The organism is Paenibacillus sp. JJ-223, from assembly GCF_927798175.1.
GTDB classification, from domain to species: Bacteria; Bacillota; Bacilli; order Paenibacillales; family Paenibacillaceae; genus Paenibacillus; species Paenibacillus hubeiensis.
The window spans coordinates 15,453-41,419 of sequence record NZ_CAKMMP010000010.1 but is presented as its reverse complement, the minus strand read 5'-3'; the positions used below and the strand labels follow the sequence as shown (position 1 = coordinate 41,419).

Genomic DNA, 25,967 nt, shown 5'->3' with positions numbered 1-25,967 from the left:
TTATTAATGTAAGGCTAGGAATGATGTTTATTTGATAAATGCATTAGGGTCTACGATGAGCGCAACTTGTCCATCACCCAGGATCGTAGCTCCAGAGATTCCTTCAATCGCAGGCAGATAATTCCCCATCGATTTCAGCACGATTTCGCTCTGACCGATAAATTCTTCAACGGACACCGCTGCCAGGCGATCGCCTTTGCGAATAACCACGATTTCGGTTTCTTTCTCATCGGCATCATTGAAATCGGGTACACCAAATACCTCGCTTAACGAAAGGTAAGGAATAAGGGATTCCCGGAACGTAATCATCTTGTTGCCGTGAATGTTGCGTACCTGCTCACGCTGCACGATGGCCGTCTCTACGATGGAAGAAAGAGGAATGGCATATTTCTCTGAACCGAGGCGCACAAGCATCGCCGCAATGATGGACAACGTCAGTGGCAGTTGGACCGAGAAATTCGTGCCTTTGCCCGGCGTCGAGTGAATCGTTACATTGCCGCCAAGCGAGGTGATTTTGGATTTAACGACATCCAGTCCCACGCCCCGTCCGGAGATGTCCGAAATTTTATCCGCTGTGCTGAAGCCCGGAGCAAACAAAAGCTGGTTGACTTCATCGTCGCTCATTTTGGCTCCCTGCTCTTCGGTAATGACTCCTCGGGAAATCGCCGTTTTCAACAATTTTTCGCGATAGATTCCTTTGCCATCATCCTCGATCTCAATAAAGACATGGTTCCCGCTATGGAATGCACGCAGATTCACGGTGCCCATTTCCGGCTTCCCGGCTGCGATGCGTTCTGCAACATTCTCTACGCCATGATCGACCGCATTTCGAAGCAAATGCACGAGCGGATCTCCGATTTCGTCAATGACGGTGCGGTCCAGCTCGGTTTCCGCGCCGGTGATGACAAGATCGATTTTTTTATCCAGCGTTTTGGCCAAATCGCGGATCATCCGCGGGAAGCGGTTAAATACGGTATCTACCGGCACCATCCGCAATTTCAAAACGATATTTTGCAAATCTGTGCTGACCCTGCTCAAGTGGGCTACCGTATCGGACAAATCGTTATTTCCCGTTTCACTTGCCAACTGCTCCAGGCGGGAACGATCGATCAGCAATTCACTGAAAAGATTCATTAATACGTCAAGTCTTTCAATGTCGACGCGAATGGTTCGTGAAGGCGCTGCAGTCGGCTTGGGAGCAGCCGGCTTGGCTGCTTCTTTTTGGGCTGCTTCTTTCGCGGCCCCCTCTGATTGGGGCGATGCCTCCGCAGTTGCAGCAACCGGGGCCGTTGCCGCCTCGACTGCTGCCGTCAACTCTGCGGCTGCGGCAATAGCCTGACTGGTCATATGTTGAAGCGATTCTTGATCCAGCGGAACCACTTTGGCACTATCTATCTCTGAAATGCCCAAGATCGCTTTTTCAAGTTCCGGCGCTTCTTTGGTTGTTATGTAATACAACGAAAAACTGCGCTCAAACTTATCCTGCTCTATATCCTCGACCGACGGGAAGGCCTTGACCACTTCGCCGGAGCGCTCCAGCAAATCAAAGACCATATACGCCCGTACAGCCTTAAGCTGGCTTTGTTCACTGACATGTACTTCAATAAAATGTACCTGATGTCCCTCCGAGATGGACTGTTCGAGCACGGAATACTGGAACTCGTCCAGCTCTACCGCCGCCAATTCTGTCGAATCGCTCGATTGGCTTGCATCGGCAGCAGGGGTGTCCCCACCTTTCCACTCACCGCTTTCGATTGCCTGAAGAGCGGCAACGATGGAGGAAACGTCCGCTTTTCCTTCTCCACCGCCGGTAATGTCCTGTACCATCGTTTCCAGTGCATCCAACCCTTTGAACAGGGTGTCAAAAATGAAATCCTGCATTTTCAATTTTTCGTTACGCACCAAATCCAATACGTTTTCCATTTTATGCGTCAGGGATGCCAGATCTTCGAAGCCCATCGTTGCGGCCATGCCTTTCAAGGTATGTGCAGAGCGAAAAATGACCTGTACGATACCGAGATCCTCCGGGTTGCTTTCGAGTTGAAGCATATTTTCGTTAAGGGACTGCAGATGATCATTCGACTCATCAATAAACATGGATAAATATTGGTTCATGTCCATTGTGAGGCACCTCCTCCATGAGTTACACTCCGTTTATTTCACAGCTTGAACAAGTTTCGGTGCGATCCCCTGCAGTGGCAGAAGATGTCGCACACATTGCAGCTCGACTGCCGAACGCGGCATACCGTACACAACACATGTTTCTTCGTTCTCTGCAAAGGTAGACGTCACCCCGGCATCGTACATCTTTTTCATCATCCGGGCTCCGTCGCTCCCCATGCCGGTCAAGAGAACCAGATGCCTTTGCAGCGAAGCAAAGTCCATCAATGACTCGAACATCGTATCCACCGACGGTCTATGCCCGTTAACAGGCTGCTCTTCGGTCAACTTTACGACATACTTTCCGTCTACGCTCTTGTTGACCTTCAGATGGTATCCGCCTGGTGCAATATAAGCCGTTCCTTTTTGTAAAACCATGCCTTCTTCGGCCTCGACCACCTGCAGCGGGCTGAATGTATTCAGGCGCTGAGCCAGAGAACGTGTAAAGTTGGGCGGCATGTGCTGCACAATGACAACAGGTGCGGGCAAATCGGCCGGCAGTTGCTCGAGCAATGTTTTAAGGGCGCGCGGCCCTCCTGTCGAGCAACCGATTGCGATAATCTTATTAAAGGACCCCTCTAAGCCGGAAAGCTGTTTCCTAGCCGGCACGGCTTGCGCTGCCCCTTTGGCATTGTCGCTTGCCGAAGCAGCTGCAACCTGATCGGACACAATGCGCGTTGATACATTAGGACGAATCTCTTGAGGCATCCGAGTCGGCTGTGACCGTTTGGTTGAGTGCGTTTCGCCTGGTTCACGGGTAACATCCGTTTGAAGCGCCGGTTTGCTTTTAGGGGCTGCAGGTTGTTTACTCGCCTTCGAATCCTTAGCCGATGATTGGATCGGCTTTGGAGGAATCCGTAACTTTTCATTGTTTTCGCTCGGCGCACGTTTGACCAGTTCAGCCTGCATGGCTGGCTTTTTGGTCGCATCGCCTGCTTTCTCATTGGCTTTTTTGGTTTCTGACTGTGGAGCCTGCACAATTGGAGAATCCAAACGGATCATCTGGGCCTCTTCCCTTTTTTGAATAGCGGCCGCCCTGCGTTTCTCCCTTTGTTTGATCTCATCCATGGCCGCACGCATCCGTTCGATCAGCGCTTTCCCCACATCCTGAATGTCATGATCCTGGGAGACGGACGGTTTGCGGATAAAATCAAACGCTCCGGCTTCAAGAGCCATAATGGTCTCTTTCATGCCTTGTTCATTAATACCCGACAACATAATGACCGGAACATAAAAATGCTTCATGATGGACTTGAGCGCATCAAGCCCGTTCATTTCCGGCATTTCAACGTCCATAGTGATGATATCGGGTTTTAAATCCAACGATTTTTGTATCGCCTCTCTACCGTTTGAAGCGGTTGCCGCAACCTTGAATTCCGGATCCGCTTCAATCAAATCGGAAACAATTTTGCGCATAAAAGCGGAATCATCGACAACCAATACTTGATACACCGCCATCTTGTTTCACACCCCTGTTTCCTTATTCAGAAATCATGTTGTTTTCCTGAGCCACTTTTGCATAAATCCCCTGATTCCTGTCAAGGTTTCGGATTCGGCTGCCGAAGGAACGGCTAAATAACGAAGTGCGAGGCGCTGTATATCCCTTGAAGCTCTGGCATTCGGATAGGCCAAGGAGTACGGCACCTGCCTCTTCACCGCTTTGCTCACTTGGGGATCCTCCGAGATAGATCCTAGCAGCGGAATATCCGCATGCAGAAACCTTTTGGCTACACCTGCCAGCTTTTCAGCCACCCGTCCAGCTTCCTGCTCGTCATCCACCCGGTTAACGACCAGTCGAAAGGGAGTCACCTTTTCCTGACCATGAATGATTTTCATTAAAGCATAAGCGTCGGTAATGGAAGTTGGTTCAGGAGTGGTGACAATCAAGCACTCATCGGCAGCTTCGATAAATTTCATATTTTCCTTGGAAAGTCCGGCTCCGGTGTCAAAAATAATATAATCCACGTGCTGGGCAATCTCATCCACTTGGGCAGCAAAGTATTCCAAATCCCGATCTGACAACGAAAACAATTCTTGCATGCCCGATCCACCAGCGATATATGGCAAACCATTTGCTCCCAGCTGCACGATTTCATGGATGGTCTTTTTTCGGTATAACAAATGATACAAATTATAGGTAGACGACGCACCCATCAAAACATCGATGTTGGCCATCCCTATATCTGCATCAAATACAAGGACTTTTCGGCCAAGCGTTTGCAGGGACAGCGCAAAATTCAGCGTGAAGTTGGATTTTCCCACCCCGCCCTTGCCGCTGGCCACCGTGATCAGCCTGGCTGCACGACTGCCGCGCACCGGCTCCTTGTGGTCCTGCGGGGCAGAAGCCATTTTTCGAAGTGAAGATGCCTGATCTTTCATTGCTTCGTTTCTCCCAATAACATGTCAGCCAATTGGTCCGCATCGGGCTTCAACAGATGATCCGGGACATTCTGACCATTGGTCAGGTATGCCAGCTTGATCGGAAATTGATGCAGCAGATTGAACATCGGGCCATAACTTCCGGTTTCATCCATTTTCGTGAAAATCACTTTGTCCAGCCCATATTTGCTGAAATGATTCGCAATTTCAATCATGTCCCTGCTTTTCGACGTCAAGCTGATGACCAGGTAGGTCTCGCTATGCTCCACGGGCGCAAGCAGACTCTGGAGCTCGGAAACCAGCAATTCATTCCGATAGTTTCTACCTGCCGTATCCATAAAGATCAGATCGCATTCCTGAAGCCTTGAGATAGCACGTTGCGTATCTCCCGGTGACTGCACGACCTCCAGCGGAACATTGAGAATGGATGCATAGGTTCTGAGCTGTTCTACTGCCGAAATCCGATAGGTATCGGACGTGATGAAACCTACTTTCCTCTGCTTGTTGAACATCTGCTCCGCCGCCAGCTTGGCAATCGTCGTTGTTTTTCCTACTCCGGTAGGGCCGGCAACATAGACAATGCGGGTATCGGGTCGGATTCCTTCATCGATGCGCTCAATCAGAAAGCGTACAATTTCCTGCTGAACCGCTCTCCTTGCGCCTTCTGGATCCAACTCGTTTTCCTCCATGTTATTTAGCACCTCTTCGAACCAATTGTCCGAGAGTTCGGACCACAGTTCCTGATCCTGCAAACGATCCTTTAATGAAGCCAGGTCTTCCGGAAATGAATCAGCTGCTGTTCCCTGCTGTGCAAGCCTATTCATCATCCGTTTAATATCCCGGAGCTCTGCCATCAGTTCATGCGTTTCGCCCGATTGCTGATTCGTTTCAGACGTTGAAACCGAAAAATCCGCCCCTTCCGGTCGCGGTTTATCTTCGACGTCTGAACCCGGAGCAGCACCTGCAGCTCCCCTGCCCAAATCGTTTTGTTCAGGCGCAGAACGCATTTCTTCTACTTGATCACTTTTTATTTCCGGATTTTCTTCCTGTGGCGAAACTTTTTTCTCGAAATCCTGGGCAAAAGAACTCGCTGTTTGACGATAAGCCTCAGGAACTCGCGTCCGAGGTACCAAGGGGACCGAAGACGCGGACGGTACGGTGACCTGCCGACCCGCATCCCCCTTCTCTTCCTTTTCTATTGCGGCGACAACCTCAATTCTTTTTTTGCGAAACATTCCGAGAACGCCGCCAACCTTGACTTCTTTGGTAGACAGAATGACGGCGTCGCTTCCCAAGTCTTTCCGAATCTGAAGCATCGCTTCGGGCATGGTCTCAACGACATATTGTTTTACTCTCATAGGTTCACCACCCCGACACTTTGAATTTCAACATTCGGTTCCAACTCGCTATAGGAAAGCACAGGAATATCCTGCATCGTGCGTTCAATAACCTGCCGCAAATACATACGAATCGTCGGCGATGTCAACACGACAGGCTGTTGTCCGGATTGAATGACCCGGTTGACCTGTTCGGTCAGTTTTTGATACACATTTTGAGTCGAGGCCGGATCCAATGCAAGATAGCTTCCTTGATCGGATTGCTGCACGCTTTCGGCAATCTTTTTTTCCAAGCCCGGACCCACTGTAATGACACGCAGCGTTTCGCCCTTTTGCGAAAATTGCTGGGTAATTTGACGTGAGAGCGATTGGCGTACATATTCCGTAAGCACATCAGGATCTTTCGTGTATGTGCCGTAATCAGCCAGCGTTTCGAAAATCGTAACCATATCCCGAATGGATATCTTTTCGCGCAGCAGTTTGGCTAACACTTTCTGTACATCGCCGATGCCAAGAACGGAAGGAATAAGCTCGTCCACAAGCGCGGCATAATTTTCCCTGAGATTGTCCACAAGCGCTTTCGTTTCTTGTCTTCCAAGCAATTCGTGGGCATGTTTTTTGATCAACTCGGTCAAATGGGTGGCCACGACAGACGGTGGATCGACAACCGTATATCCAGCCAATTCAGCCCGGTCTTTCGCGACTTCATCAATCCATAGCGCAGGAAGGCCGAAGGCAGGCTCCGTCGTTTCGATTCCTGTGATGGATTCATCCTCATATCCCGGACTCATCGCCAGGTAATGATTCAGAAGCAGTTCTCCGCCGCCAACAACATTGCCTTTGATTTTAATCACGTATTCGTTAGGCCTGAGCTGGATATTATCGCGAATGCGGATGACCGGCACGACAAGCCCTAATTCAAGCGCGCACTGTCTCCGGATCATGATAATCCGATCCAATAAATCCCCACCCTGCTGGTTGTCAGCAAGCGGAATCAAACCATAGCCGAATTCGAATTCAATCGGATCCACCTGAAGAAGGTTGATGACACTTTCCGGACTTCGGACTTCCTCAATCTGTTGTTCCTCTTCCATCTGTACCTCGGCTTCTTGCTTCAGGTTAAGGTTGTTCTGCATTCTCCATGCAGCGAAAGCAAGCAACCCGGCAAGAGGCAATGTCGTAACGATATGAATTGGCGTAAAGAACCCCAGCATGGCAACGACGAACGCTACAATGTAAAGGAGAATCGGGTATGAGAACAATTGTCCGGTAATATCATCGGCAAGGTTGCCCTCCGAAGATGCCCGCGTGACAATCAGACCCGCTGCCGTCGAAATCAGTAGTGCAGGAATCTGGCTGACCAATCCATCACCGATCGTCAGAACGGAATACGTGGACAAGGCCTCGGCAAAAGAAAGCCCATGGACCGTCATACCGATAATGAATCCGCCGACGAGGTTGATGATCAGGATGATGATGCTCGCAATGGCATCACCTTTGACAAATTTACTTGCACCATCCATCGCTCCATAGAAATCCGCTTCGCGTTCAATCTTGGAGCGGCGTTCGCGCGCCTGCTGTTCATTGATCAAACCGGCATTTAAATCCGCATCGATACTCATCTGTTTACCTGGCATCGCATCGAGCGTAAAGCGGGCAGCTACTTCGGCTACGCGCTCTGAACCTTTGGTAATGACGATAAACTGAACAACGACGAGAATAAGGAATACGATGAAACCAATCGCAATCTGTCCACCGGCAATCCAGCTACCGAAGGTAGCTACAACGGACCCTGCCTCGCCCTCTCCCAAAATCAGCTTGGTTGTCGAAATATTCAGCGCAAGCCGAAACAGTGTTGTAATGAGCAACAAAGCCGGGAAGATCGAAAACTGCAGCGCCTCTTTGCTGTTCATTGCAACAAGCAAGATCATCAGGGCGATGGAGATGTTGACCACGAGCAGCAAGTCCAGCAGCCAGAGTGGGATCGGGAGAATCATCATCAACACGATGCCAATGATCCCCGCTAGGACGGCAATATCTTTAGTTTTCAATGAATGTACGGCCTCCGATCCCTTTTATTTCGTTCTGCCCTTTAATTTATATACATACGCCAGCACTTCGGCTACCGCTTGAAACAAGTCGGCCGGTATCGCGTCGCCAATCTCGGCTCTTTGGAACAATGCCCGTGCCAGCGGTTTGTTTTCCATGGTAATGACACCGTTCTCCTTGGCGATTTCCTTAATCCGTAAAGCGACGTAGTCCTGACCTTTGGCGATCACTTGGGGTGCCTCCATCTCGGAACCTTCGTATTTCAGTGCCACCGCGAAATGCGTAGGGTTCGTAATAATTACATCCGCATTGGGTACTTCCTGCATCATTCGCTGCATGGCCATTCTGCGCTGGCGTTCCCGAATCTTGCCTTTAATCAACGGGTCGCCTTCCATTTTTTTATACTCATCTTTGATATCTTGTTTGGACATGCGGATGTTTTTCTCATATTCGTATTTCTGATAGATATAATCAAAGATAGCCAGCACCATCAGGGCAACCGCCGTTTTGATTCCCAAATCCATGACCAGCTTTGCGGCAAAATGCAAAATGGCGTCCAATGAAACATGGGCAAGCGAGGCTATTTCCGATTGATACCCTATGATCGTGCTATATACGAGATAACCGATGATAAGCATTTTTAGAATGGATTTGGCGAATTCAACCAAAGAACGCAAGGAAAAAATGTTTTTGAACCCTTTGATCGGATCAAGTTTCTCCAGTTTGGGTTTAAGCCCTTCTCCGATCATCAGGAAACCAACCTGTATGTAATTGACGATCAGTGCCACAAGCACGACGACCAGAAAAACCGGCGCGAGCAGCAGCAAGACCTCAATCCCGTATCGCATCATCATGGCGACCACATTTTCGGAAGTGATATCCATGCTCAGGCGATTGATAAAAATGTCGGTAAACAAACGTACGATCCGCTCTTTATAAAAATCGCTAAACACCAGCATGACCAAAAATGCGCATAACAATATAGCCGCTCCCGAAACTTCCATGCTCTTGGCCACTTGGCCCTTTTTTCGGGTATCCTGTCTCTTTTTGGGGGTTGCCTTTTCCGTCTTTTCCCCTGAAAACAACTGGAGATCAAGTTGGTATTTCATTCGGATTGAGCCCTCCATTTCACTCAGACCGGCCTTTGTCCGATGGTCCCAAGCAATTGCTCCATGGATCTGAACATGACTTCGAACAGTTGACCGAACACGTAGGAAAAGCTCGGAACGACCAGCAACAATATAGCAATTCCCACCAGTATTTTGAGAGGCATGCCCACGGCAAAGACATTGAACTGCGGCGCGGTTTTCGCCAGAAAACCCAACCCGACATCCGTCAGGAACAAGGAAACGACAATCGGCGCAGACATCTGAAAGGCAAGCATGAACGCCTCACCCAATGCCCGGATCAAAAACTCTGCAATGCTTCCATTGGCAACCGTAAGGAAAAACGCATTGGATAACGGAATCCATCGATAACTGTATACAATGGCGTCCAGCAAATAATGGTGCCCGTTCATCGTCAAGAACAACAACACAGCGAAAGCATACTTGAAGTTACCGGTAAGGGGCGCAGATGCTCCAGTCATCGGATCGTAAACATTCGCCATACCAAAGCCGATTTGGATATCGATAAACGCTCCTGCCGTCTGCACGGCCGTGATGAACAAATATCCCACAAACCCCAGCAGCAGTCCGATCAATATCTCTCTAAATACAAGCAAGATGTAACTCAGATCAGCAGGTACGGTTTGATTCACGCCATATGCCAGATATACGGTCAACGTAACGAACGCCGAAAGTCCTATTTTTAAAGTGCTAGGCACATTTCGGGACGAAAAGACAGGTGCAGTTACAAAAAATGATGCAATTCGACAAAACATAAGCAGAGCAACAGGAAAACTTTGCAGCAACGTCTCCATTGTTCAAAGCCTACCCGATATATCTGTAAAGATTTTCAAGAATGTTGGACGTAAAATCAACCAAAATATTCAAAATCCAGGGTCCAAACAAGAGGACTGCGAGCAATACGGCAATAATTTTGGGCACAAAGGCCAAGGTTTGCTCCTGAATTTGGGTTGTTGCTTGGAACACACTAATAATAAGACCTACAACCAGGGCAAGTATAAGCATGGGCGCGCTGGCCAGCAGTGAAGTATAAACCGCTCTCCCGGCCAGACCGATAATAAACTCCGAAGTCATGACCGTCCTCCTTTAACGTTCCGGCTCAAGTGTTGAAGCTCAGCAATAGTGATTTCACAACCAGATACCATCCGTCCACGAGAACAAATAACAGTATTTTAAACGGTAGCGAGATCATAACCGGCGGAAGCATCATCATCCCCATTGCCATAAGCGTACTTGAAATGACGATGTCTATGACCAAAAATGGAATGAATATCATGAACCCCATCTGGAATGCTGTTTTCAGCTCACTGATTGCATATGCCGGTACCATTACGGTAATCGGAATATCCTGATAGGTCTCAGGTTTCTCGGCTTGATTGTATTTCATGAAAAGCAATAGGTCTTTTTCCCTAGTGTGGGTAAACATAAACTTTTTGATGGGGTCTGCAGCTTTCTCAAGCGCTTCGGTCTGTGTAAGATCTCCCTTCAGGTATGGTTGGAGCGCAACCTGATTAATGGAGGACAGCGTCGGCGACATGATGAATAACGTCATGAAAAGCGCAAGACCCACAAGCACCTGGTTCGGCGGCATCTGCTGCGTCCCGAGGGACGTCCGCACAAAACCGAGAACGATCACAATCCGCGTGAAGCTGGTCATCAATACCAATATGGCAGGTGCAATACTCAATACCGTAATCAGCAGGATCAGGGAAAGCGAGCTCGTTCCTGGCGCAGAACCATCTCCTCCGCCGATTTGAATATCGATATTCGGAATCGGCTCCGCAAAAGCGATCGTCACGGATGCAAGGCTGATCAGAGCCATCAGGCTGCATGCTATCCAAATCTTCTTCTTCATGAATCCCTCGACCGATCTGTAGTAATGTCTTTTTCCAGAAGCTTCTCCATCTTGTCTTTGCGATTGGGCATCTGCCGAAGCTTGGATTCAAACAGTTCATGGAATGACGCCGTATCCTCAAGCTCTATCTCTCGCGGAGGTTCTTCCTTGCGCAAGCGGGATGCCAGCTTGGTGATGAGAGGCGACAGGTTGCCGCGCTGTGCCACGGCTTCCCGCTCAAAAGCGTCGATGATTTCTTGCGCTTCTTCGGCATCCGAGATTTTGTCCAGCAGCTGTATGTCATTTCCCACACCAAGCAAATAAACACGACCGCCAATTTCTACAATCTGCAGCGATTTCTGAGATCCCAGACCGATTCCACCCAAAATGCGAACCGTTCCTTTTCGAAACCACTGCTGATTCCGCTTGTTCAAAAAGCGGAGCAAATAAACGATTAGGACCAGGATGACGGCTAGGACCACAATTACCCATACAAGCTGCATATAATAATTGAGACCAGCGCCAGCTCCCATACTCCCGTCCTGTGAATTCATCATGTATCCTAACCCAGCGTCTTGCTGATCGCTTCGATAACCCGGTCAGACTGGAACGGCTTGACGATGAAATCTTTAGCTCCCGCTTGAATGGCATCGATAACCATGGCCTGTTGTCCCATCGCGGAGCACATAATGACTTTAGCGTTGGCATCGATTTTTTTGATTTCCTTCAAAGCCGCGATTCCATCCATCTCAGGCATAGTGATATCCATCGTGATCAGATCCGGACGAAGCTCCTTGAACTTCTCGATTGCCTGTGCTCCATCCTGAGCCTCGCCAACGACCTCGTATCCGTTTTTGGACAAAATGTCCCGGATCATCATTCTCATAAATGCAGCGTCGTCCACGACTAAAATTCGGTTTGCCATCTTGATTCAAGTCCTCCCTAAATTGTGCTTATTGTAATTTCTGAATCCGGTCCCATTGGCTTACGATATCCGTAACCCGAACGCCAAAGTTCTCATCAATGACGACAACTTCCCCCTTGGCGATCAGCTTGTTATTCACCAAAATATCGACAGGTTCGCCGGCAAGCTTGTCCAGCTCGATAATCGAACCTTGCGACAGTTCCAATATATCCTTAATTTGCTTCTGGGTCCTTCCTAATTCTACGGTGACTTTAAGGGGAATGTCCATCAATAAATTCAAATTATTTTCGTCAACCTGTCCGTATGCGCCATTCTGCAAATTGGCGAATTGCACGGGCTGCACGTTCACATTCCGGTTCGGCATGCCGCCATAGTGCTGCGGCGTTCCGTAAGGTTGCTGCGGCTGCATTGGATATGGTTGTTGCGGCGGCATCCCCATGGGAGCTTGTCCGTAACCATAGTCCGGCATTGGCTGCTGTGGCGGCATCTGCGGCGGTGTCGCAGGCTGCGGTGCCGGGGCGGCTGGTTCCTGGGCAGCCGGTGCTGGGGCGGATGCCGGCAGCGGGTCCGATTGCACAGGTGCTCCTGCGGTGGACTCCTGTGCGCCACCGATCAGCATTTCGACCATGCTCTTTGCAAAATGCACAGGCAGCAGCTGCATCAACGTCGAATCGATCAGATCCCCGATCATCAATCTGAAGGACACTTGGATCAGCGTCTCATCATCAGGCAAGCTGTTTACACCTTCGCCGCTTTCCATGTTGAGGATATCAATGCCTGGCGGCGAAATGTTAACGAACCGATTAAAGATCGTTGACATGGAAGTCGCCGATGAGCCCATCATCTGGTTCATCGCTTCCTGTACGGCGCTGATATGAATCTCGTTCAATTCTTCATCCGCCGGATTTCCTTCGCCACCAAGCATCAGGTCTGCAATCACCTGGGCATCCCGCTTTTTGATGACCAGCGAATTAATTCCTTCAAATCCATCCACATAGTTGACGTGTACTGCCACATGCGGTTTGGGAAACGCCGTTTCGAACTGGGAACGGCTGATGATCGACACCTTTGGTGTCGTGATATCTACTTTAAGTCCAAGCAATGTGGATAACGCGGTTGCCGCGCTGCCGAATGTAATGTTTCCGATCTCGCCCAGAGCATCCTGCTCCAGGTCAGTCAAAAAGTCATCCACGGTCTTTGGCAGCGGCTCCGAGCTGTTCATGGATTCGGACTGCCGGAGCAATGCATCAATCTCTTCCTGCGACAAATAATCCTTACTCGTCAAACTCTTCAACTCCTTCGGTGACAATTTCGTCGATCTGTACAGCCACGCGGTCTTTTATCGTTCCAGGACTGCCGTAATATTTCAAGCGATCCCCCACTTTAATGGATAAACCCTGATCAACCGGCTTGTTTAACGTAATTACGTCGCCAACGGACAAACCCAGAAACTCGGAGACTGAAATCCGCGATTCTCCCAGTTCAGCGACCAACGGCAGTTTCGCCTTGTTTACGCGTTCCTTGAGCGCCTCGTACTCTTCAGGAGCTCTCGTTTTCCTCTCGGAAACAAACCATTGATGAGTCGAAAGACGTGACATAATGGGCTCCAGAACGACATGCGGAATACACAAATTGATCATACCCGTGGTGTCACCGATTTTGGTGCTAAGCGAGATCAGCGCGATGGTTTCATTCGGCGACACAATCTGCATGAACTGCGGATTGGTTTCCATGGCTTCCAACCGCGGTGTAATATCGAGCACCGTTTTCCATGCTTCCTGCAAACTTTCAAACGCACGGCTGAAAATCCGTTCCAATATGGTCGTTTCGATTTCAGTCATGGAAGATATTTTGACCGGCGCAGTTCCCGGACCACCCAACAACCGATCCAGCATGGCATAGCCTACGTTAGGATGAACCTCGAGCACCATGCGTCCCTGCAAAGGCTCTGCTTCAAAAATGTTCAAAATCGTCATCTTGGGTATGGAGCGAATAAACTCATCATAAGGCAGCTGCTCAACCTGAACGACATTAATCTGAACGAACGTCCGCAATTGGGCTGAAAAATAAGTGGTGAGAAAGCGTGCAAAATTTTCATGAATACGAGTCAGGCTTCGAATATGGTCTTTGGAAAAACGCACCGCCCGTTTGAAGTCATAAGATCTAACTTTCTTCTGAGTTTCTTCCTTTTTTAGTTCCTCTGCATCCATCTCACCAGAAGATAGGGCAGCTAATAGGGCGTCAATCTCATTCTGTGATAATACATCCACCATGTTCTCACCCCCTTACAGGCTTACAGCAAGTTCTGATCATGTTCATTACAGTGGTGCCACTGTAAAATTATTAAAAGTTGCTTTGGTCAAATTCGGTTCAGGCAAAGCTTCGTTAATGAGTTTGGTCAGCTTTTTGTTGAATTCGGAACGGCGCTCTGCTCCATCAAGCTCTTCCGGCTGCGTATCTGCAAAAGCCTGAATGATAATCGGTTTAACGACAAGGTCTTTGATTTTCTCGAAATCTTCTTTTGCTTTGGCATCTTTCAATTCGAAGACAACGTCCACCGAAACGATGGTGTTGTTGCCCGCCAAATTAGTTTTGATTCCGGTAATCTCTGAAGACACTTCCACAATCTCGTCGGCAGTCAACTTTTTCTCAACCGCCGCGCTTGTTTCTTTTTTCGGATCGTTTTGTCCTTGCAAAAATACGAAGGCCACAACGACAATCAATGTGATCGCAAGCAGTGCGACAGCGATCCAAGGCAATACTTTTTTCATCAGGACTCCTCCGTTTGCTGCACTTTGATGGTGGCTGCCTGGACTCCGATTTCACGGTTATATTCCTTAATTTTGGAAACGACCTCTTCCGCCTTCTCGAGCACGATCAGCCTTTTTCCCGTAACCAACGTAATATACGTATCCGGCGTCTCTTCCACAATCTCAACCATCAGTGCATTCAGCCACATGGGAGAACCGTTTAACCGCGTAACCGAAATCATGCCAAGCCCCCTTGATCAGAGGTGGAGGAGGCAACTCCCCCACACCCTACAAATTAGCCATCCCGTAATTATCGTTTCAAGTTAACAACTTCCTGAAGGATTTCGTCAGAAGTCGTAATGATCCGCGAATTCGCCTGGAAACCACGTTGGGCAACGATCATTTCCGTGAATTCGCTCGTCAATTCAACGTTGGACATCTCAAGCTGGCCGGCAATAATGGCTCCCGTACCGTTCTCCGGATCGTTTGCTGTCAGATTTTCGATGGCCCCTTCCGGATTGGCATTTGCCGTTATCCGATACAGGTTCCCACCGATTTTCTCTAACCCTTCAGGGTTAATCACCTTGCCTATGCCGATTTGTATTTCGCCTTCAACCGTGCCGTCAGCCATCGTTGTGTTAATCGTGCCGTTTTGGGCAATGGTAAAAGACACCACGTCATCACCGATCGTAATGGGCTGACCTTCACTGTCCAACACATACAACCCATCCGAAGTAACCAGATTCCGGGCTGCGTCAACATGAAAATCGCCCGCACGAGTTAAAAAGGGCACCTCTTGGTCTCCGCCCATGGATACCAAAAAGAATCCATCCCCGTTAATTCGCAAATCCGTGGGATTGTTCGTCGTTTGCGGACTTCCTGCCAGGTGAAGCGTGTCAATCGAGCCGATCGAAACGCCCAGACCGATTTGTTTCGCGTTAACCCCGGCGTTGTCGTCGGTTGGCGCGGTTACCCCGGCAGTCGTTTGACTCATGATGTCTTTGAACATGACACGGCTTCCTTTAAAACCTACCGTGTTCACGTTTGCGATATTGTTACCAATGACGTCAAGTTTGGTTTGAAAGCCCCGCATCCCGGAAACGCCCGAGTACATCGATTTCAACATGTTAATAAAACCTCCCAGCCTCTATTTGGTGCCGCATCAGTCGGTCAGCGGCATTTCGGCTCCCGAGAATGGGCCAGCCAGTTAAGAAATAATTACAGCACTGTCGATCTGGGTGAACACATTGTCTTTCATGCTTTTGCTATCCAAGGCTGTAACAACAGTGCGATTTTGAACATTAACGATAAACGCCATATCCTGCATTAATATAAGAGACTCTTTAGCACCTTTGGCAGCAGCTTTATCCAGCGCAGAACCAATCTGCTCCATCTGCTCGCTTCCAAGCTCAATGCCTCGCTGTTCAAGTCTTTTCGCAGCGTGGTTGCTTAATTTGAGCAGATGTTCATCAAGCAGCTCCGCAAAAGGCCGTTCGAATGGACCTGCATGCTCCCCCTGCTTCGTTCGGTGCAGCAAGTTTGGTGTCAAGGCTCCTGCATAGAGTTGACCAACCGTCATCCGATCCGTCATGACGCATTCCCACCGGATGCAGGTTCTTCGGACGGAGCATCTTGCTTATTATCTGGATCCGTTTTATCTGGTTCTGCCTCTTCTTCTTCTTTCGGGTTTGACACCTGGATGATTTCATCCAATTTAATCTCGTCGTTGCCTACTTTAGCATATTGAACCCCATCTCTGACGATGATGGAATCCACAATGCCCTGGCGCAACGTTCCGTTGTCATCCTTGTCCTTATCGGCTTTCCAGCTCAGATCGTCATTTTTGGTATTCCCGGAAGAAATCCAACTGATTTCCTTGCCGATCATGCTGGACACAGTGCCCAGGGATTTGCCCAACGCCTCCAATTTGGAGGAGATATTGACCAGCTGCTCCACAGAACTAAACTGCGCCATTTGGGCAATGAACTCCTTATCTTCCATGGGCTGCATCGGGTCCTGGTTTTGAAGCTGGGTAATCAAGATTTTTAGAAATTGATCCTTACCCAACTCTTTGGTTGCTGCACTAGTAGTCGCTTTATTGGCAGCCGAATAGTTGGGCCAGGTGGCATTGGTTGAAAAAATTTCGTTAGCCATTCTTTCACCTCATTCCTGATTAAGCCTTGGCTGTAAACGAATCGCGTGGAAGATCGCTCTCTTCTGCATGCTCGCTGCGCCAGTTACGCAGCTCTTCCTGCAAATTCGCAACGGTTATCGAATCGTCGGTCTGTTCCTCGCGTTCACGCGAGCGCCGTTGTTCGCGGGAGTTGCCCCCAGGCTGACGTCCGCCATCCTGATACATTTGCGACCCCACCGAACTGTTTTGAGTTACCTCTATCCGTTCTACCTGTATGCCTTGTGCAGCCAGCGAAGTCCGAAGCTGCGACATCTGCTGCTCGATCATGTCTTTGGCCATGGCGTGTTCTGTCATGAAGCGGGCGACGAGTTGGCCATTTTGAATCGAAATCTGCACATCCAGCTTGCCCAAATGCTCTGGTCTAAGAGAGATCGTCGCTTCCGAGAATCCCTTTTGATGTACGATATCCAGTTTGTTAATGACAAATTGCGTCATTTCCTTGCTGAATTGTGAAGCCTGCATTACCGGCTCTGCCGGCTTTGCTGCCAGCGTTCCGGACGATCTAAGGGACAGTTCTCCTGCCGTAATGATGCGATTCTGATCGGCCCCATCCAGCTGAATTTCACCCGATTCGATTGAACCACCCGCCTCACTGGCATTATCCGCCATGGCAGACTGCAAAGTCAGCGTATTGCTTTGCGGTCCCGAAACGTTGGATTTGAACTGCCCGGCATTGGATTTAGCTCCCTCTGTCTGGTCATTAACTACTGCAAAAGCATCCACCATGGATTTCAGCTCGGTCCAACCTTTGTTGCTGTTCAAAGGAACTCCTGCTTGATCCAGCCGATCCTGCAAGGTTTGGAGCAAATGTTTACGCTCGGTCGTGTTTTTGACAACAGCGCCATCCGGCTCCGTAAACTTGGCCGCCATTTGCGTAAGCACATCCTGCAGCACAAACCGCGCCGCCGCCGGATGTTCTTCCAGATGGATCGCAAGCGGGCTGCTCGCAGCCGCTTCCGTCGGAACCGTTTCGTTTTCATCCGCCGTTTCCCCGGTCTCAGCACCATTCAAAAGAACGTACAGCTGCTGGATGATGGATTGCAATTCCACGGCGAGCGTCGGATCGTTCTCGAGAGTTTCATCAAGCGAATCCAAATCGTCAAACAACGAGCTTAGCAGTTCCATCAATGATGTTTGTTCTCCTTCTTCCAATGAAGCAAAGGAAAATACAAGCGGATTGGAAGACAACGATTCCGGTGATTCGGATGTGCTGGCGTTTGCTACGCCTCCGTTCATGGACTGTGTCAGCGTTTGGTCAAACGTTCCAGTCACACCATCAGGTGCAGATGTTCCGGATGATTTAGAAGCTCCTGCTGTTTTGCCCGATGGAGCCGTGGAGGTCATCTGATATACCATCGACATTTCTTTTTCACCCCCCTTCTCCGTGAGAGATGGTCCTTTCTATTTGTTGCCCATCAAACGATTCAGAATTTTGGCTGTTTCTGCCGAATCTGCGCTGGACATGCTCTCCAGCAGTCGGGAACGGGTGGCATCATCCACCGAGTTCAGAATCGTCAACGTTTTGTCAGGGCTCAGTTTATACGTCTCCAAGAGAAGCGTTGCTGCGTTTGAAGCAGACATGGTGGAGAAGGTTTGGCTCAACTGGCTTTTGTCCAGGTTTTTGGATGTCGTTGCCGTCGTCGTCTGCGATGCCGATTGCTCTTTTTTGAGCCTCGATTGCAATGCGTCAAGGGCCAGATCACCCGAAGGTTTGGCGTCTTTCATCATCATGGTGACATCGGCAGCCGTTTTCGGATCCATTTTCTCCAAAATTTTCGTTTGGGCGCTGGACTGCATGGAACTTAACATAAGCACCATTTCTTCGTTCGTCATGTTTTGCAAAATCGGAGCAGCTTTGCTCGGACTCATGGCCGCATACATTTTCGCCAAACTTTTGATTTGCTTCTGATAGTCGGACTCCTCTTCCGGTGCAGACTTGGCAGCTTCTTCGGCAGCCTTGCTCGCCTCATCGAGTTTCTTTTGCAGCTCACTGGCTTTTTGCGTTTCGGTTGCCGTTGCTTCCTTGGCTGCTTGAAGCTCTGTCTCTTTCTGGGCTACCTCGGACTTCAATTTCTCAATGGTTGCTTCTGCGCTCTCCACTTGCTTCTCGCTATTTTCAAGCTTTTCTTTTTCAGGATCCAGCTTGGGATCGGGAACCCAATCTTTTACGACAGGAACCTTGTTGGCCAGCTCAAGCAGATTATTTCGAACATCTACATTGAACAGGGTCAAGAGCACCCCGAGCAGTACCACCGTGAACACAATCGGGATGGAAATCATGAGAAACTTTTCCCAACCGCTGCCGGACTCCTTTTCCAACTCTTCGTCTTTAACAGCCATTTTCTATTTCCTCCTTCACGAGACAACTCCGCTTTTGCGAACCGGTATCAAATCGCACGTCCGGCTTTCGCAGCGAACCGCACAGTAGCCATCTCGTCCAGATCGTTCTGTTCCCGGAGGAGCATCTCCTGCTGAAACTTGAGTTTGGCTTTCCCTCTCGCTTCGAGCCATACTTTTTCGTCCACCATTTTACCGTTCAAAAACGTTTGATTCCGCTGTACATGAACCTGAGCATGCTTCACGTCATCGCTTTTCCTGGAAATGCATTCATCGAGATGATGGATGTAGCGCTGCATTTCCTGCAGACTGGACACGGAAGCTTTAGCAGCCGTTGCGGATTGAATCCCTTCAATGGCTTCCTGTTTGTCGTTCAACAGCTGCAACAGATGCTCTTCCTCGGTCTGAAGTTTGCCGATGGCTGTGGATAACATCCACTCCGCTTGTGTCTTTTCATTGCTTTTCAGGTCGACAACCTTTTGGAAATGATATCGAAATTTCATCGTTTACCTTTTCATCTCCTTGCAAATTCAGAAATCAAACGTTCCTGCACTTCACTTAGCGTCACTTTTTCGTCCACTTTTTGCTTCGTAAAATTCCATATGTTCTCGATCTGTTCGATCGACTCGTCGATAGCTGCATTGGAACCTTTCTGATAGGCACCGATATTGATCAAGTCTTCGGATTCTTTGTACACGGCCATCAACCGTTTCATGTTGTTTACGGCGTCCAGTTGTTCCTCCGGTGCGATATCCTTCATGACACGACTGATGCTGGCCAAAACGTCGATCGCCGGAAAGTGGCCTTTGTTGGCGATGGCACGGTTCAGCACGATGTGCCCGTCAAGAATCCCCCTGACGGCGTCGGCTATAGGTTCATTCATGTCATCCCCGTCGACAAGCACCGTATAAAATGCCGTGATGGAACCGGTCGGCCCTGTCCCTGCGCGCTCCAAAAGCTTGGGAAGGCTGGCAAACACCGAAGGAGTGTATCCCCTCATGGCCGGCGGTTCGCCGACAGCAAGTCCCACTTCCCGTTGCGCCATCGCATATCGCGTTACAGAATCCATCATTAACATGACATTCATGCCTCTGTCCCTGAAATATTCTGCAATGGTCGTAGCGATCACCGCTCCCTTGATTCGAATCAAGGCCGGTTGATCCGAGGTCGCGACGATGACGACCGAACGCTCCAGTCCTTCCGGCCCCAGATCGCGTTCGATAAAGTCACGAACTTCGCGCCCCCGCTCCCCGACAAGCGCGATGACGTTGACATCCGCCGCCGTATTGCGGGCAATCATGCCCATCAGCGTACTTTTCCCGACACCGGAACCTGCGAAAATGCCAACCCGTTGGCCTTTGCCTACCGTAAGAAGTCCATCGATGGCTCTCACGCCGACACTCATCGTCTCAAGTACCCTTGGGCGATCCATTGGATTAACCGGCGCATTGGAGGTCGAGTAGGTTGGCATTCTTGACGGCAAAAGCGAACCATCGAGCGGCTTGCCCAGACCGTCAAGCACTTTTCCGAGCAGTTCGGAACCGACCTGTACGCCAAGCGGCTTGCCTGTCCCGACCACATCGCAGCCTGGACCTATGGATTGAAGTTCCCCAAGAGGCATTAACAGCACCTTATTGTCTCGAAAACCTACAACCTCCGCTTGAAGCGGTTTGGCCGATTTGCCAGGGTAGATGTAGCATACATCGCCGATGCTTGCATCCGGCCCCTCCGATTCCACCATGAGACCAATGACCTGAGTCACTTTGCCATTCACTCGAACGGGATCGAATTGTCGCAAATGTTCCATATATCGCTGCGAGCTTAAAATCTTCATTTAACTTTTCGACTCCTCATCCTCAAGTGCGATGCGGACCAATTCTTTTTTGATTTCGGAAAGCTGTGTGTCGATTCGGGCATCCACACTCCCGAAGGACGACCGGATGACACAACCTTTGTCCTTCACGGTCGCATCGGGCAGAATTTGCAATTCCGCCTGCGAATCAATCGACAGCGCGAGTTCTTCCCGCGCAGCCTGGACAAATGCAAATTGTTCAGGGGCTACACACAACGTAATGATGCCCTGCTCCCGTTTTCGCGACAAATTCTGTCGAATGAGCTCGAGCATATGCTCCGGATCAAGCGTCAGCTGTTTGTCGATCACTTTTTCCGCTATTCCGCAAGCAAGTTCAACGAGGAAAGGCTCTGCTTCCTGAATGATTTGCTCTTTTGCTACATATGCCTCTCGGAGAACTTGCTGGGCTTCCTTCATCATCTCTTCGATTTTCACCTGGAGCTCATGTTCAGCCTGTACCCTGCCCTCTTCATAGCCTTGCTGAAAGCCTTGTGAACGCATGGCTTCAATTAAATGCTCATCCTGCTGACGTTGCTCCTGCCACCAGGCCTCGATCTGTTCCTTCGCCTCCTGAAGCATTTGCTCCGTCTGCTCTGAAGCTTCACGCACCTGCTTTTCCGCAAACTCCTTGGCATCCTTCAGCATCTCTTCCGTCAGGCGTTTGGATTCCTCGTCAACACGTGCTTGCAATGATGCGGCATGTGTCGAATCATCATCACCATCCGAAGCTGTTTCCGCTTCTCCGTAATAATGGTGGTTTTCCAGACGCTTGTGATCCTGAGCAGGCACATACTGAAAAGATTTAATCAAATTAGACAATGATGTCATCTCCTCCGCCACGGGCGATAATGATCTCACCTGCATCCTCCAGTTTGCGGATAGTTCCTACGATGCGCGTTTGGGCTTCTTCAACGTCACGCAGACGCACAGGACCCATAAATTCCATTTCTTCTTTGAACGTTTCGGCCATACGCTTCGACATATTTCGGAAAATAACATCCCGAACTTCTTCGCTGGCCACTTTCAATGCCAACTGCAAGTCGGCGTTGTCGATATCGCGGATAATGCGCTGAATCGAACGATCGTCCACATTGACGATATCCTCGAACACGAACATCCGTTTTTTGATTTCTTCGGCAAGCTCCGGATCCTGAATTTCCAAGGAATCCAGAATGGTGCGTTCCGTCCCCCGGTCGACCCCGTTGAGGATTTGCACGATGGATTCGATACCACCTGCGTTCGTATAATCTTGTGTTACTGTTGATGAAAGCTTCTGCTCCAAGACTCTCTCCACCTGCGCAATGACTTCCGGAGACGTGCTGTCCATGACCGCGATTCTTCGGGCTACATCCGCCTGCTTCTCTTGCGGCAAAGATGAAAGGATGGCAGCCGCTTGTTCAAATTGAAGATAAGAAAGAACGAGAGCGATGGTCTGTGCATTTTCGTTCTGGATAAAGTTCAGAATCTGGTTCGGATCTGCCTTGCGCGCAAAGTCAAATGGTCTGACCTGCAGCGTGGCCGTCAGGCGATTAATAACTTCAAGCGCTTTTTGAGAGCCGAGCGCTTTCTCCAAAATCTCTCTGGCATAGGTAATACCGCCTTGAGAGATGTATTCCTGGGCCAAACAAATTTGGTGGAATTCCGCCAAGATCATTTCTTTTTCCGCAGAATCCACTTTGCGAACATTGGCAATCTCCAATGTCAGCTGTTCGATCTCTTCATCTCTGAGATGTTTGAAGATTTGGGCCGAAACTTCCGGTCCCAGCGTAATCAATAAAATTGCTGCTTTCTGTCTTCCGGTCAATCCTTGACCGCTCGCTTTTGCCAATGCATTCACCTCTATTCGTCAGCCAGCCACGTACGCAGCAGATTGACGAATTCGTCTGGCTTTTTCTTTGCCAAACTCTCCAATTGTTTGCGCACTTGACTTTCGTTCGTCACACTGTCCAGCGTAATGGACGGAAACTCTGTTGCTACAGGGAGAGGAAGCTCCTCTTCTTCGTCTTCTTCTTGTCTGCGACGGCGACGCACAAGCAGGATCACCACTGCAGCGATCAGCGCTGCCACTAACCCGCCTGCTGCCCATAACATCCATGAAGAAAGTTGGAAACCGGTGCTTTCCGCAGTTGTCGTTTGGAATCCTTGGGAAATCACTGAAACTTTTTTAGTCAAATCCGCGTCTGTTAATTGAACATCTGAATCAGCCAAGGAAGCACGGACGATATTTACCAGAATGTTCTCGATCGCATCCTGGACAGGCTGCTGCAATTCCGTTTGGCCTGCTGGTGGTTCAACCGCGACGTTAATGGTTAAATCTTTTACAGTATAAGGACTTGAAACGATATCTTTCACAATCCGGTTTACATCGTAATTTCTGGTGCTTGAGGACTCTTCGGAAGTCGAATTCCCCGAGCCGCCGTCGGCAGACGGGTATCCGGGAATTTCCTCTTGACCGGTACCTGCTACACCGCCGGTTGGATTGCTTGCACCTGAATAACTCTTCTGGATCTCCTGTACGCTGATGGCGATCCCTTGCATATTTTCGGTGTCTACCGGTGTTACCAGGTTTTCCTTGCGTGTTTCTTTATCAAAGTTAAGTTTGGACGCCACCAATACGTTAACCTTGTCTTCGCCCACGATTTGGGACAGGAATTGTTTCACATTGTTGCGCACATCGTTTTCGAACTTTTTCTGCAACGCCATATTTTCCTGAACTTCGGAGGATAATCCGCCGCTGCCTCCTCGTGCAGTCGGAATCAGTTCAGCTTCGTCGGCATTCGTAATGGTAATGTTCTCAATCGGCAGATTGGGAACCGCTGTTTTCACGAGATTGAAATACCCGTCTACAGCCGCCTGGTTAGGATGATATCCAGGCTGGAACGTCAATGCAATGGAAGCAGATGCTTTGTCCTGCTCTTCAAGGCCTGCAAAAATATTATCTTTCGGCATATTAATCAGAGCCTTCGCCTCTTGAATGCCTTGCATCCGTTGAAGAAGCTGTTCTACTTCCCCGTTAATCGCGTTGTTGTATTTGACATCGAACTCTTTGTCGGTCATTCCGATCGGCGACGAGGATTCCTCGAATGCCTTATATCCCAAAGAACCGTTTTGAATGATGCCTTGCGAACCCACATTGACTTTTGTCAAGGCCACGTCGGTGCTTGGAACCGAAATCGATTTGCCATCCGCACTTAATTTGTAAGGGATGTTCGCCGAATTCAGATAATTGATGACTCCTGCGGAATCGCTTGCGTTCAGATCCTTGAAGGCCACCTCATATTCCGTCTTGGACAATTGCATCGTCACGACAACCGCAGCCAAGATCAAAAATGCAAAAGTGGATACTAGCAATATCTTTTGTTTTTTACTGAAACTATTCCAATACTGGACCGTTTTGTCCTTGTACCGGGCCATTCTCTCGTTCACTCTGTCACCCCATCCGAAACTTTGCTAATCTGTCCCGAAGCCATCTCCGTCGCTCGCTCGTTTGAAAGCAGGAAGAATGTTGGCAGGATCAGTACCGCGTCTGCTAGTTGTTAGGTCCAGCGCCGACATCATTGCAGGCGTGCTATTACAGTTGAGTACGCATAATTTCCTGATATGCTTCGATCACTTTGTTTCGAATCTGGGTCGTCAACTGCAAGCTAAGCAGCGCCTGTTCAGACGTGATCATGACCTGATCGATATTTGCTTTGCCAACCAAAAACTGGTTGGTCATTTCGTGTGACTCGGTCTCTTGGGCCGCTACGGAGCCAAGAGCCTCTTGTAGATATGTACCGAAGTTTTGAATCGTTTCGGCTGGTGTGGATGGCCGTTCCACTGTCGTGCTCTGCAACTGCAAAGGTTGAGCCCCTTGTATACTGAACATGTTATTTTGAATCATTAATGTCCCTCCCGTCAGCTCTTTCGTTTGTCTCACTTGGTGCTACCGATTTACATTCAATCAGGCTCTTCCGATTTCCAGAGCTTTCGTGAACATCGCTTTGGTGGAATTCAGTGCTGTAACATTTGCCTCATATGAGCGTGAGGCCGAGATCATATCCACCATTTCTTTGGCGATGTCGACATTGGGCATCATGACATAACCTTCGGCGTTAGCATCCGGATGTGTCGGATCGTACACCGGTTTAAGCGGTGACTGATCTTCGCGAATTTCCGAAACCCTGACTCCTTTCCCGGTAGCCCCTCCTTGCATCTGACTTTGAAGAAGGCTGCTGAAAGAAGATTTGTTCGGTTCCAGGACAACCATTTTCCTTTTGTATGGGACCGCTTCTCCGTTGGACACGCTGGCACGGGTCGTTTCGGCATTCGCAATGTTGGACGAGATCACATCCATCCGCAAACGCTGCGCGGTTAGAGCAGACGAACTAATACTAAAGCTGTTGCTAACGTTCACTAGAATTATCTCCCTTCAATTCCGACTCGCATCATCTTGATCTGTTCATTTACCTGCTGAATGTAGGCGTTATATCTCAGTTGGTTCTCCGCCAGAAGACTCATCTCACGATCAATATCGACATTGTTCTGGTTATTGTTCATGGAGGTGCTCTGGTCCATTTCGACTACTGGCGCAGGAACGGAAGAGGAAGGACCTATGACAAAATGCCTTGGATCTGTCACTTTCCCTTTCAAAACCTTGATATCCCCATCGTTCATTTGCTGTTGCAGCATTTCTTCAAAAGAAATGTCAGAACGCTTGAAATACGGGGTGTCAGCATTCGCGATGTTGTTGGCAATGGCATTTTGCCGCATATTCGACGCATCAAGTGCACCTTGCAACCTTTTAAAACTAATATCATTCAAAAGATTCATAATATCCCTCCTCTCTTTTAAAATTATGGAAAAAGTTACAACCCTTTTTCTTCAAGTTATCCTTGTTTTCGACAAAAACAGGTTCGTTTTTATCCGTCGATCTAGGACTTAAGTAGAATTAACTCTGATGTTGTCGTATAACATAAGTTTCTTAGAGATTGGCATTTATTACAATAAGAAAAAAGCCCTATCTTTTCTTAAAGACAGAGCT

The 25,967-nt window shown here is 49.1% G+C and carries 28 protein-coding genes; all 28 read right to left on the bottom strand.

Going from position 1 to position 25,967, the window contains the following annotated elements; translation table 11 throughout:
* Positions 1 to 27: 27 nt before the first annotated feature.
* Positions 28 to 2,121, bottom strand: a complete 2,094-nt coding sequence (locus L6H98_RS17790; protein WP_236417105.1) for a chemotaxis protein CheA — start codon at positions 2,119 to 2,121, stop codon at positions 28 to 30.
* A 33-nt stretch (positions 2,122 to 2,154) separates the two neighbouring features.
* Positions 2,155 to 3,618, bottom strand: coding sequence for a chemotaxis-specific protein-glutamate methyltransferase CheB (cheB, locus tag L6H98_RS17785; protein WP_236417104.1), 1,464 nt, complete (start codon positions 3,616 to 3,618; stop codon positions 2,155 to 2,157).
* Positions 3,619 to 3,651: 33 nt separating this feature from the next.
* Positions 3,652 to 4,539, bottom strand: a complete 888-nt coding sequence (locus L6H98_RS17780) for a MinD/ParA family protein (RefSeq protein ID WP_236417103.1) — start codon at positions 4,537 to 4,539, stop codon at positions 3,652 to 3,654.
* Positions 4,536 to 5,897 carry a flagellar biosynthesis protein FlhF gene (gene flhF, locus L6H98_RS17775; RefSeq protein ID WP_236417101.1) on the bottom strand — a complete coding sequence of 454 codons (1,362 nt, stop codon included), beginning with the start codon at positions 5,895 to 5,897 and terminating at the stop codon, positions 4,536 to 4,538. Before flhF ends, L6H98_RS17780 begins: the two co-directional genes overlap by 4 nt.
* Positions 5,894 to 7,927 (bottom strand): flagellar biosynthesis protein FlhA, encoded by a 2,034-nt coding sequence (flhA, locus tag L6H98_RS17770; RefSeq protein WP_236417099.1) that lies wholly within the window; start codon positions 7,925 to 7,927, stop codon positions 5,894 to 5,896. The genes flhF and flhA overlap by 4 nt, the downstream gene beginning before the upstream one ends.
* A gap of 24 nt (positions 7,928 to 7,951) precedes the next feature.
* Entirely contained in the window at positions 7,952 to 9,034 is a 1,083-nt protein-coding gene (gene flhB / locus L6H98_RS17765) for a flagellar biosynthesis protein FlhB (protein WP_236417097.1), read from the bottom strand.
* 23 nt (positions 9,035 to 9,057) lie between these two features.
* The gene (fliR, locus tag L6H98_RS17760; RefSeq protein ID WP_236417096.1) at positions 9,058 to 9,846 is read right to left on the bottom strand and encodes a flagellar biosynthetic protein FliR; all 789 of its coding nucleotides are present in this window, start codon (positions 9,844 to 9,846) and stop codon (positions 9,058 to 9,060) included.
* A gap of 10 nt (positions 9,847 to 9,856) precedes the next feature.
* Positions 9,857 to 10,126: a flagellar biosynthesis protein FliQ gene (gene fliQ / locus L6H98_RS17755; RefSeq protein WP_236417095.1), complete on the bottom strand. Its 270-nt coding sequence runs from the start codon at positions 10,124 to 10,126 to the stop codon at positions 9,857 to 9,859.
* 25 nt (positions 10,127 to 10,151) lie between these two features.
* Entirely contained in the window at positions 10,152 to 10,907 is a 756-nt protein-coding gene (fliP, locus tag L6H98_RS17750; protein WP_236417094.1) for a flagellar type III secretion system pore protein FliP, read from the bottom strand.
* Positions 10,904 to 11,440, bottom strand: coding sequence for a flagellar biosynthetic protein FliO (locus L6H98_RS17745; protein ID WP_236417413.1), 537 nt, complete (start codon positions 11,438 to 11,440; stop codon positions 10,904 to 10,906). Before L6H98_RS17745 ends, fliP begins: the two co-directional genes overlap by 4 nt.
* An 8-nt stretch (positions 11,441 to 11,448) precedes the next feature.
* On the bottom strand, positions 11,449 to 11,811 hold the full coding sequence (locus tag L6H98_RS17740; protein WP_236417093.1) for a response regulator: 363 nt from the start codon (positions 11,809 to 11,811) through the stop codon (positions 11,449 to 11,451).
* Positions 11,812 to 11,839: 28 nt separating this feature from the next.
* Positions 11,840 to 13,096 (bottom strand): flagellar motor switch phosphatase FliY, encoded by a 1,257-nt coding sequence (gene fliY, locus L6H98_RS17735; protein WP_236417092.1) that lies wholly within the window; start codon positions 13,094 to 13,096, stop codon positions 11,840 to 11,842.
* Positions 13,086 to 14,084 (bottom strand): flagellar motor switch protein FliM, encoded by a 999-nt coding sequence (gene fliM / locus L6H98_RS17730; RefSeq protein ID WP_236417091.1) that lies wholly within the window; start codon positions 14,082 to 14,084, stop codon positions 13,086 to 13,088. Before fliM ends, fliY begins: the two co-directional genes overlap by 11 nt.
* Positions 14,085 to 14,129: 45 nt before the next feature.
* Positions 14,130 to 14,582 carry a flagellar basal body-associated FliL family protein gene (locus L6H98_RS17725; RefSeq protein WP_236417090.1) on the bottom strand — a complete coding sequence of 151 codons (453 nt, stop codon included), beginning with the start codon at positions 14,580 to 14,582 and terminating at the stop codon, positions 14,130 to 14,132.
* Positions 14,582 to 14,803 carry a flagellar FlbD family protein gene (locus L6H98_RS17720; RefSeq protein ID WP_236417088.1) on the bottom strand — a complete coding sequence of 74 codons (222 nt, stop codon included), beginning with the start codon at positions 14,801 to 14,803 and terminating at the stop codon, positions 14,582 to 14,584. The genes L6H98_RS17725 and L6H98_RS17720 overlap by 1 nt, the downstream gene beginning before the upstream one ends.
* Positions 14,804 to 14,871: 68 nt before the next feature.
* Positions 14,872 to 15,687 (bottom strand): flagellar basal body rod protein FlgG, encoded by an 816-nt coding sequence (flgG, locus tag L6H98_RS17715; protein ID WP_236417086.1) that lies wholly within the window; start codon positions 15,685 to 15,687, stop codon positions 14,872 to 14,874.
* A gap of 81 nt (positions 15,688 to 15,768) precedes the next feature.
* Positions 15,769 to 16,152, bottom strand: coding sequence for a TIGR02530 family flagellar biosynthesis protein (locus L6H98_RS17710; RefSeq protein WP_236417085.1), 384 nt, complete (start codon positions 16,150 to 16,152; stop codon positions 15,769 to 15,771).
* Complete coding sequence (locus L6H98_RS17705; protein ID WP_236417084.1) at positions 16,149 to 16,715, bottom strand: flagellar hook capping FlgD N-terminal domain-containing protein; 567 nt, start codon at positions 16,713 to 16,715, stop codon at positions 16,149 to 16,151. The genes L6H98_RS17710 and L6H98_RS17705 overlap by 4 nt, the downstream gene beginning before the upstream one ends.
* Positions 16,716 to 16,734: 19 nt before the next feature.
* Positions 16,735 to 18,117 carry a flagellar hook-length control protein FliK gene (locus tag L6H98_RS17700; RefSeq protein WP_236417083.1) on the bottom strand — a complete coding sequence of 461 codons (1,383 nt, stop codon included), beginning with the start codon at positions 18,115 to 18,117 and terminating at the stop codon, positions 16,735 to 16,737.
* Between the two features lie 39 nt (positions 18,118 to 18,156).
* Complete coding sequence (locus L6H98_RS17695) at positions 18,157 to 19,095, bottom strand: kinesin (RefSeq protein WP_236417082.1); 939 nt, start codon at positions 19,093 to 19,095, stop codon at positions 18,157 to 18,159.
* Positions 19,096 to 19,142: 47 nt separating this feature from the next.
* On the bottom strand, positions 19,143 to 19,595 hold the full coding sequence (gene fliJ, locus L6H98_RS17690; RefSeq protein ID WP_236417081.1) for a flagellar export protein FliJ: 453 nt from the start codon (positions 19,593 to 19,595) through the stop codon (positions 19,143 to 19,145).
* 11 nt (positions 19,596 to 19,606) lie between these two features.
* Positions 19,607 to 20,926 (bottom strand): flagellar protein export ATPase FliI, encoded by a 1,320-nt coding sequence (gene fliI / locus L6H98_RS17685; RefSeq protein WP_236417080.1) that lies wholly within the window; start codon positions 20,924 to 20,926, stop codon positions 19,607 to 19,609.
* A complete protein-coding gene (locus tag L6H98_RS17680; RefSeq protein ID WP_236417079.1) occupies positions 20,927 to 21,763 on the bottom strand; it encodes a FliH/SctL family protein in 837 nt (278 codons plus the stop codon). It abuts the gene before it with no gap.
* Entirely contained in the window at positions 21,756 to 22,772 is a 1,017-nt protein-coding gene (fliG, locus tag L6H98_RS17675) for a flagellar motor switch protein FliG (protein WP_236417078.1), read from the bottom strand. The genes L6H98_RS17680 and fliG overlap by 8 nt, the downstream gene beginning before the upstream one ends.
* Before the next feature lie 11 nt (positions 22,773 to 22,783).
* Positions 22,784 to 24,370 carry a flagellar basal-body MS-ring/collar protein FliF gene (gene fliF / locus L6H98_RS17670; RefSeq protein WP_236417076.1) on the bottom strand — a complete coding sequence of 529 codons (1,587 nt, stop codon included), beginning with the start codon at positions 24,368 to 24,370 and terminating at the stop codon, positions 22,784 to 22,786.
* Positions 24,371 to 24,515: 145 nt separating this feature from the next.
* The gene (gene fliE / locus L6H98_RS17665) at positions 24,516 to 24,827 is read right to left on the bottom strand and encodes a flagellar hook-basal body complex protein FliE (protein ID WP_236417075.1); all 312 of its coding nucleotides are present in this window, start codon (positions 24,825 to 24,827) and stop codon (positions 24,516 to 24,518) included.
* A gap of 60 nt (positions 24,828 to 24,887) precedes the next feature.
* The gene (flgC, locus tag L6H98_RS17660) at positions 24,888 to 25,340 is read right to left on the bottom strand and encodes a flagellar basal body rod protein FlgC (protein WP_236417074.1); all 453 of its coding nucleotides are present in this window, start codon (positions 25,338 to 25,340) and stop codon (positions 24,888 to 24,890) included.
* A gap of 5 nt (positions 25,341 to 25,345) precedes the next feature.
* Entirely contained in the window at positions 25,346 to 25,756 is a 411-nt protein-coding gene (gene flgB / locus L6H98_RS17655) for a flagellar basal body rod protein FlgB (RefSeq protein WP_236417073.1), read from the bottom strand.
* Between the last annotated feature and the right edge of the window lie 211 nt (positions 25,757 to 25,967).

Coding starts and splice junctions, on each gene's coding strand:
- L6H98_RS17790 (WP_236417105.1), bottom strand. CDS start 2,121: ATGGACATGAACCAATATTTATCCATGTTTATTGATGAGTCGAATGAT.
- cheB (WP_236417104.1), bottom strand. CDS start 3,618: ATGGCGGTGTATCAAGTATTGGTTGTCGATGATTCCGCTTTTATGCGC.
- L6H98_RS17780 (WP_236417103.1), bottom strand. CDS start 4,539: ATGAAAGATCAGGCATCTTCACTTCGAAAAATGGCTTCTGCCCCGCAG.
- flhF (WP_236417101.1), bottom strand. CDS start 5,897: ATGAGAGTAAAACAATATGTCGTTGAGACCATGCCCGAAGCGATGCTT.
- flhB (WP_236417097.1), bottom strand. CDS start 9,034: ATGAAATACCAACTTGATCTCCAGTTGTTTTCAGGGGAAAAGACGGAA.
- fliR (WP_236417096.1), bottom strand. CDS start 9,846: ATGGAGACGTTGCTGCAAAGTTTTCCTGTTGCTCTGCTTATGTTTTGT.
- fliQ (WP_236417095.1), bottom strand. CDS start 10,126: ATGACTTCGGAGTTTATTATCGGTCTGGCCGGGAGAGCGGTTTATACT.
- fliP (WP_236417094.1), bottom strand. CDS start 10,907: ATGAAGAAGAAGATTTGGATAGCATGCAGCCTGATGGCTCTGATCAGC.
- L6H98_RS17745 (WP_236417413.1), bottom strand. CDS start 11,440: ATGAATTCACAGGACGGGAGTATGGGAGCTGGCGCTGGTCTCAATTAT.
- L6H98_RS17740 (WP_236417093.1), bottom strand. CDS start 11,811: ATGGCAAACCGAATTTTAGTCGTGGACGACGCTGCATTTATGAGAATG.
- fliM (WP_236417091.1), bottom strand. CDS start 14,084: ATGGTGGATGTATTATCACAGAATGAGATTGACGCCCTATTAGCTGCC.
- L6H98_RS17725 (WP_236417090.1), bottom strand. CDS start 14,582: ATGAAAAAAGTATTGCCTTGGATCGCTGTCGCACTGCTTGCGATCACA.
- L6H98_RS17720 (WP_236417088.1), bottom strand. CDS start 14,803: ATGATTTCGGTTACGCGGTTAAACGGTTCTCCCATGTGGCTGAATGCA.
- flgG (WP_236417086.1), bottom strand. CDS start 15,687: ATGTTGAAATCGATGTACTCGGGCGTTTCCGGGATGCGGGGCTTTCAA.
- L6H98_RS17710 (WP_236417085.1), bottom strand. CDS start 16,152: ATGACGGATCGGATGACGGTTGGTCAACTCTATGCAGGAGCCTTGACA.
- L6H98_RS17705 (WP_236417084.1), bottom strand. CDS start 16,715: ATGGCTAACGAAATTTTTTCAACCAATGCCACCTGGCCCAACTATTCG.
- L6H98_RS17700 (WP_236417083.1), bottom strand. CDS start 18,117: ATGTCGATGGTATATCAGATGACCTCCACGGCTCCATCGGGCAAAACA.
- L6H98_RS17695 (WP_236417082.1), bottom strand. CDS start 19,095: ATGGCTGTTAAAGACGAAGAGTTGGAAAAGGAGTCCGGCAGCGGTTGG.
- fliJ (WP_236417081.1), bottom strand. CDS start 19,595: ATGAAATTTCGATATCATTTCCAAAAGGTTGTCGACCTGAAAAGCAAT.
- fliI (WP_236417080.1), bottom strand. CDS start 20,926: ATGAAGATTTTAAGCTCGCAGCGATATATGGAACATTTGCGACAATTC.
- fliE (WP_236417075.1), bottom strand. CDS start 24,827: ATGATTCAAAATAACATGTTCAGTATACAAGGGGCTCAACCTTTGCAG.
- flgB (WP_236417073.1), bottom strand. CDS start 25,756: ATGAATCTTTTGAATGATATTAGTTTTAAAAGGTTGCAAGGTGCACTT.